Consider the following 6,000-nt stretch of genomic DNA (forward strand, 5'->3'; position numbering starts at 1 on the left):
GATTACTTTGGATTAAAAATGTTGTCTTTTCTATAATTTTAAAAGAAAACAACATGAACGCACACAAATTTTCTTAAAAAAATCATATACATATAGAATTTGTGTCCTTTTTCAAAGTTGTCATAGCCATACTATAATATGGTATAAAACTTATTATATTTATGTTTAAAACCATTAAAAACGACTTACCTGCGAGTATAGTTGTATTTTTTGTCGCGCTACCTTTGTGTTTAGGAATTGCCTTAGCCAGTGGCGCTCCTCTATTTTCTGGATTAATAGCTGGTATTATTGGGGGTATTGTAGTTGGAGGTCTAAGCGGTTCCAAAATAGGAGTAAGTGGTCCGGCAGCCGGTCTGGCGGCCATAGTTTTAACGGCCATTGGCACTCTTGGCGGTTACGAAAACTTTCTTGTAGCTGTTGTACTCGGTGGTTTAATCCAGCTACTATTTGGATTTTTAAAAGCCGGAATTATAGGCTATTATTTTCCCTCTTCGGTAATTAAAGGAATGCTTACCGGAATAGGGATTATCATTATTTTAAAACAAATCCCTCATTTCTTTGGTTACGATGCAGAACCTGAAGGCGCCGACAGCTTTTTTAGTTCCTCTAGCGAAAACACCTTTTCAACCATACTAAATATAACCGACAACATTACCGTAGGCTCAATGATTGTAGGTTTTATTGCCCTAGCTATTTTAATTCTTTGGGATAAAGTACTAACCAAGAAAGCTAAAATTTTTCAATTAATTCAAGGGCCACTGGTAGCTGTTGTAGTTGGTATTATTTTCTTTTCATTAACACAATCGAACGATACTCTTGCCATAGCAGGGACGCACTTGGTAAGTGTGCCCGTTCCAGAAGATACCAGTTCCTTTTTAGCCCAATTTAGCTTCCCTAATTTTAGTGTAATCTTTAATCCAGATGTGTGGATTGTAGCCTTTACTATTGCTTTGGTAGCTAGTTTGGAAACCTTATTATGTGTTGAAGCTACCGATAGATTAGATCCACATAAAAATGTAACACCTACCAATAGAGAGTTATTAGCTCAAGGAACAGGTAATATATTATCTGGGTTAATTGGAGGTTTACCCATTACACAAGTTATTGTTAGGAGTTCTGCTAACATTCAGTCTGGCGGTGTTTCAAAATTGTCTGCTATAATTCACGGTATCTTATTACTCATCTCTGTAATATTAATTCCAAGATTGTTAAATATGATTCCTTTGTCTGTACTGGCAGCCATTTTGTTAATTGTAGGCTATAAATTAGCTAAGCCTAAGCTTTTCAAACAGATGTACGACCTAGGATGGAAACAATCCATACCTTTTACAGTAACCGTTTTAGGTATTGTATTTATCGACTTGCTTTGGGGCATTGGACTTGGGCTAGCGGTAGGCATAGTTGTTATTTTATTGAAGAGCTACCAAAATTCCCATTTTCTTCATATTGAAGATAAAAGTAACGGTAAACACAAAATAAAAATGACCCTGGCCGAAGAAGTTACCTTTTTTAACAAAGGAGCCATTTTAAAAGAACTGGACAGTTTACCAAAAGACACACATCTAGAGTTAAACCTGCTAAAAACCAGATATTTAGACAATGACATAATAGAAATATTAGAAGACTTCGCTTTTAAAGCAAGAGAACGAAATATTGATATTAAGCTTGTTTCCAAACGTGGTGTAGTAGAGAACCCAACAAGTTTTATACAGTTCTTTAATGAAAGACCTAAATCTAGTTTAAGTTTAAATTAAAGATCATGGAAAATAAAAAATATAAAATAGCAGTATTTACAGAGTTAAAAGACACTATAAATACTACTTTAAATAGCTCGGTTGGTTTAGCCAAACTTATTAATGCAGAAATAAGCTTATTATGTTTAGAGAACCCCATTGATGTTGTAAAAAAAGACAATCAGCTGTCTGCAATGCGCGAAATTAATGGTAAATACACTACAGTTAATAAAACACTTGAAACCCTAACCCAATCGGTTGCAAAAGACTTTGGCGTTAATGTAAATTATTCATTTGTCGTAGGTCAAATAAAGGATGAAATAAAAAAATATATTAAAGAGCAACAACCTGATATTATTGTAATAGGCAAAAGAAAGTCTAAACTATTAAAAATGGCAGGCGGGAACTTAACTAAGTATGTTTTAAAGTACCATCCAGGCACTATTTTAATTACTAATGAAAACAATACAATTATCCCTAATAAAATATTAAATTTAGGGGTTCTTAACGGCAATAACCTAATTGATGATATAGATGTATTAAAACCTTTAATATCACAAACCCAAAAGCCGATTAAATCATTTAAAATAGTGGATGACCTTAACGCTACAACGGATGACCATTTGTCTATTGATACTGAAACCGTAGAGTTTGTATTTGGTCAAAGCAGCAATTCAATAGAAGCCCTTTCAAATTATTTAGAAAAGAGCAATGTCAACCTATTGTATATTAATAGAACTAAAACTAAAAGCAATAACACCCTGAAAAAAGATATTAATACTATGATAAACGAACTTAATGTATCAGTTCTTCTTTCAGCAGAAAACAAGACAACTTTTGTCTAAATAAAAAATAATAACATTTAAAACATACATCATGAAAGCACATACAAAAGAGACACAAGCAACAATGACCCCTGAAAAGTCATTGCAATTTTTAAAAGAAGGAAACCTAAGATTTCAAAATAACTTAAAAGCAAACCGTAACTTATTGGAGCAAGTGAATGATACCAGCGAGGGTCAATTCCCTTTTGCTACCATTTTAAGTTGTATTGATTCCCGAGTATCTGCCGAATTAGTTTTCGATCAGGGTCTGGGCGACATTTTTAGTGTTCGCATCGCCGGAAACTTTGTTAATGAAGATATCTTAGGAAGCATGGAGTTTGCTTGTAAATTAGCGGGAACTAAACTTATTGTTGTTTTAGGACATACCAGCTGCGGTGCCGTAAAAGGCGCCTGCGATCATGCTGAAATGGGTAACTTAACAAAGCTTATCGAAAAAATAACACCAGCTGTTAACGCCGTAACAGAACCTAAAGATCCAGAAAAAAGAACTTCTAAAAATTTAGAGTTTGTAGATGAGGTATCGCATATGAACGTTAAATTAACCATCGACAGAATACATCAAGAAAGCCCTATTCTTTCTGAAATGGAAAAGAATGGTGAGATTAAAATCGTAGGGGCTATGTACGATATCAATTCAGGTGCAGTTACTTTCAACGAGTAAAACCCTTTACATGATAAAGAATATGAAAAAGAAAATAAATATGGTAGTGTTAACTTTTATGTTAACACTACCTTTTTTTATTAATGCACAGGAAAGCAATTTGGGAAACTGGCTGGTTTACATTGGCAACAAAAAAGTTAATGACAAATGGAACATCCATAACGAAATACAGTATAGGAATTATGATGCCATAGGCGATTTAGAGCAGCTTCTCCTTAGAACAGGTTTAGGCTATACTTTTAACGATGGTAATAAACAAAATGCCTTATTAGGATATGGCTTCATTCTATCTGAAAACTACCTTGGTGACACCAATGAGAAGATAACTGTTAATGAACATCGCATTTTTCAACAGTTTACCTCAAAGCAATCCATAGGGAGTGTATCACTCAACCATCGTTACCGCTTTGAACAGCGTTTCGTTGAAAGCGACTTTAAAATGCGATTCCGATATTTTTTAGGGCTTAACATCCCTTTAAAATTTTCAGAAACGAACAACAAAACCTATATCTCAGCTTATAACGAAATTTTCTTAAACACTAAAGCATCTATTTTTGACCGAAATAGACTGTATGGTGGTTTAGGCTATAAGTTTAGTAAGAATTTCAAATTAGAATTAGGCTATATGAACCAGTTTTTTGAAACATCTGGCCGAGATCAAATTAACATTATAACATTTGTGAATTTTTAGAGTTTTATCATATCATCTAAAATCAAATCACTCCTTTATATAAAACACTTTAGCCCGATGGCAAATTAACTTACCCCTTTATAAGGCATCTCTTAATTTTGTTTTTTGTAAATTAAACCTCGAAAAGTCAAAGAACATCATTACTATGAAAAATTTTCTATCAAACATTAAAGGAGATGCCTTTGGAGGGATTACCGCTGGTATTGTAGCCTTACCTTTAGCTTTAGCCTTTGGGGTCTCTTCTGGTTTAGGTCCAAGTGCCGGCTTATATGGCGCTATTTTCTTAAGCTTTTTTGCTGCTTTATTTGGTGGTACAAACACTCAAATTTCTGGCCCTACGGCACCAATGACCGCAGTAAGCATGGTAATAATAGCAGGTATCATTGCTGCCAACGATGGCGATGTTAACAAAGCACTTCCTGCAATTTTAACCGTTTTTCTTTTGTCTGGGCTTTTTCAAATTGGTCTAGGAGTTTTGGGTTTGGGAAAGTATATAAAATACATTCCTTACCCGGTTGTTTCTGGTTTTATGACAGCTATTGGAGTTATTATACTAATAACCCAAATACTCCCTACCTTAGGTTACTATCCAAAAGAAGATCTAGAATACGTAAATCAATTTAAAGCCAATGCCGAAGAAATAATTCTTGAAAACATTTTAAAGGAAGAGGCCGGCGAAGGGATTCTTGTTTTGGAAAACTTCAAAGAAACGGTAAGCAGAGCCGAGCATATTACCCAAGATGATATTTTAAAAGAATCCAAAACCTTAGCGGCCAATGAAGCTTCTGGAGTTTTAGGTACTATAAAAGTACTTCCAAGAGCATTAAAAAACATTAATTGGATAGAAGTCATTTTAGCCATAAGTACAATTATAATAATCTATGGCTTTAAGCGCATTACAACAGCCATACCTAGTGCCCTCGTTGCTTTGGTTGTTGTATCTGGAGTCGCTTTTGGGTTTGGATTGGATTACAGACCCATTGAAGAAATCCCATCAGGCCTACCAGTTCCTAATATTGAAATCATAACCGGTTTTAGCTTACAAAGTATTACGCCTTATATTTTTACAGCTTTATCCCTATCGCTACTTGGCGCAATCGATTCGTTGCTCACCAGTGTGGTTGCAGATAACATGACAAAGACCAAACACAAGCCCAACAAAGAGCTAATTGGTCAAGGTATTGGTAATAGTATAGGAGCCTTTTTTGGCGGTATTCCGGGTGCCGGAGCTACGATAAGAACTGTTGTAAATATCAATGCAGGTGGAAAAACAAAACTTTCCGGAATGATTGCCGGTATTATGCTCCTTTTCATCTTGTTAGCACTTGGCCCGGTTGCTTCTAAAATCCCAGCTGCTGTACTGGCTGGTATTTTAATAACCGTTGGTATTGGCGTTATGGATTATAAAGGTCTTAAAGCCATCCCCAGTTTACCAAGAGATCTAAAAGTAGGACCCTTTACATTAAGCTCAGAAGTTCTGGTTATGCTTATCGTATTACTACTATCCACCTTCTGGAATTTAGTATATGCCGTAGGTATTGGACTTGTTATAGCGTCCTTGATGTTCATGAAAAAGATAGGAGATCTAACAGCGGAGCGTTCGGACGTAAAACCGCTTAAAGAAGAAGCATGGGAGGACGAAATTAATTTCCCTGACCGCCTAAAAAGCAAGGTCTTTATAAAGCATATTAAAGGGCCTTTATTTTTTGGATCTACCAGTGATTTTCAGCAACTCGCCAAACAAATTCCTAAAACAGCCTCGACGGTAATAATCAGGATGGGCCGCATGCAATATATGGATCAATCCGGATTATATGCTATGGAGGATGTTTTGGTTGATTTAAAAAAGGAGGGCATTTCTGTTTTACTGGTAGGTATATTAAGGCAACCCAAATACATGATGGAACGCATTGACATCATACCTGATCTTATCCCCAGGGAACATTTGTTTGGCAATTTTAAGTCTTGTATGACCTGGATTAAAACCAATGTTAATGGTAACTAAACCACTATGGACTGAAAGTCCATAGGTTTGTTACACGAGGGACTAAAGTCCCTCTTTTTACTCTA

The 6,000-nt window shown here is 35.4% G+C and carries 5 protein-coding genes; all 5 read left to right on the forward strand.

What is annotated here, in order from left to right:
* Positions 1-161: 161 nt before the first annotated feature.
* Complete coding sequence (locus ABD792_RS04035) at positions 162-1,754, forward strand: SulP family inorganic anion transporter (protein WP_345004518.1); 1,593 nt, start codon at positions 162-164, stop codon at positions 1,752-1,754.
* A gap of 5 nt (positions 1,755-1,759) precedes the next feature.
* Positions 1,760-2,578, forward strand: coding sequence for a universal stress protein (locus ABD792_RS04040; RefSeq protein WP_345004519.1), 819 nt, complete (start codon positions 1,760-1,762; stop codon positions 2,576-2,578).
* Between the two features lie 31 nt (positions 2,579-2,609).
* Positions 2,610-3,239: a carbonic anhydrase family protein gene (locus ABD792_RS04045; protein ID WP_345004520.1), complete on the forward strand. Its 630-nt coding sequence runs from the start codon at positions 2,610-2,612 to the stop codon at positions 3,237-3,239.
* A gap of 22 nt (positions 3,240-3,261) precedes the next feature.
* Positions 3,262-3,930, forward strand: a complete 669-nt coding sequence (locus tag ABD792_RS04050) for a DUF2490 domain-containing protein (protein ID WP_345004521.1) — start codon at positions 3,262-3,264, stop codon at positions 3,928-3,930.
* 145 nt (positions 3,931-4,075) lie between these two features.
* Positions 4,076-5,935 (forward strand): SulP family inorganic anion transporter, encoded by a 1,860-nt coding sequence (locus tag ABD792_RS04055; RefSeq protein WP_345004522.1) that lies wholly within the window; start codon positions 4,076-4,078, stop codon positions 5,933-5,935.
* Positions 5,936-6,000: the final 65 nt, after the last annotated feature.

The organism is Snuella lapsa, assembly GCF_039539345.1.
GTDB classification, from domain to species: domain Bacteria; phylum Bacteroidota; class Bacteroidia; order Flavobacteriales; family Flavobacteriaceae; genus Snuella; species Snuella lapsa.

Excerpts from the sequence above, each read along its gene's own strand:
- ABD792_RS04035 (WP_345004518.1), top strand. The coding sequence starts at position 162 with ATGTTTAAAACCATTAAAAACGACTTACCTGCGAGTATAGTTGTATTT.
- ABD792_RS04040 (WP_345004519.1), top strand. The coding sequence starts at position 1,760 with ATGGAAAATAAAAAATATAAAATAGCAGTATTTACAGAGTTAAAAGAC.
- ABD792_RS04045 (WP_345004520.1), top strand. The coding sequence starts at position 2,610 with ATGAAAGCACATACAAAAGAGACACAAGCAACAATGACCCCTGAAAAG.
- ABD792_RS04050 (WP_345004521.1), top strand. The coding sequence starts at position 3,262 with ATGAAAAAGAAAATAAATATGGTAGTGTTAACTTTTATGTTAACACTA.
- ABD792_RS04055 (WP_345004522.1), top strand. The coding sequence starts at position 4,076 with ATGAAAAATTTTCTATCAAACATTAAAGGAGATGCCTTTGGAGGGATT.